General features: G+C 67.7%; 1 protein-coding gene. It reads right to left on the bottom strand.

Annotation, left to right across the window (positions count from 1 at the left end):
- A partial coding sequence (locus tag AC1DZ6_RS25600; protein WP_477099893.1) for a peptidylprolyl isomerase occupies nucleotides 1-858 on the bottom strand: 858 nt, incomplete at its 3' end.
- Between the last annotated feature and the right edge of the window lie 278 nt (nucleotides 859-1,136).

Raw genomic sequence — 1,136 nt, 5'->3', positions numbered from 1 at the left:
GTCCTGGGGCTTGCCGGTCAGCATCTCGACCTTGGAGCCGCCGCGCAGCTTCTCCAGCAGGTCGCGCACCTGGTCATAGGTCAGGAAGCGGACGATCTGCGGCCGGGCGGCCTCCAGGGTGATCGGCTCTTCCAGGCGCTTGTCCTCGACGCGCAGCACGGCCCAGCCGCCCTCGGTCTGGAACGGACCGACCAGCGCGCCCTTTTCGACGCCCTGAAGGGCCACGGCGTAGGCCGGCGGCATGACGTCGACGGTGAAATAGCCCAGGTCGCCGCCATTGAAGCGGGTGGCCGGGTCGGTCGAGCGCTCCATGGCCAGGGCGTCGAACGAGGCGCCGGCGCCCAGCAGCTTCTTGACGGCCTCGGCGTCGGCCTGGCTGCCGACCAGGATCTGGCGGGCGCGGATCTCCTCGCTGCGCTTGGACAGCTTCTGCTGCTCGGCGTAGAGGCCGCGGATGGCGTTCTCGTTGACCGCCTTCTCGACGACGCTCTCGACCAGCATGTCGCCGAGGATGCGCTCACGGGCGGCGGCCAGGCGGCGCTGGGCGACCGGATCCTTGTCCAGCTTCTGCTTGAGGGCCTCGGAGGCCAGCAGCTTCTGGTCGATCACCTCGTCCAGGCGCTGGCGGAACAGGTCCGAGCCGATGTCCAGCGGTTCGCCCTCGCTGATCAGCCCCTGGGCCACGGCCTCGCGCTTGACGTCCGACGCCCAGACGGTGTGGCCGTCGACCCGGGCGACGGCGGTGTCGCCGGGTTCGGGAGGACGCTCGTCGGCCTTGTTTCGGCCGCAGCCGGCGATCAACAGGCTGAGGACCAGGACGGCCGCAAGGCCATACGCACGAGGCTTACCAATATTCATCTGTGGCCGATCTCCGGCTGAATCCCATCAAGCGCTCTAGCGCGGTTTACCGCCGAGAGGAAACAGCTTCGCGATCTCGTCGCACGCGTATTCAAAATAGCTTCGTCATTCCCGCCCTTGGGGCGGGAACCCCTCGTTCAGCTGACGGTGAAGGGCCTTGGCGCGCTGGCGCGCCACACCCCCGCACCTGCGGCGGACAGAGGGGTTCCCGCCACAAGGGCGGGAATGACGCTAGGATGATGGATAAAGTCGGCAGTTTTGGAACCAACCTTCACCAC

The organism is Caulobacter sp. P1_B12_2 (genome assembly GCF_056406675.1).
The sequence above is the reverse complement of the archived record's forward strand: the minus strand, read 5'-3'. Positions and strand labels throughout refer to the sequence as shown.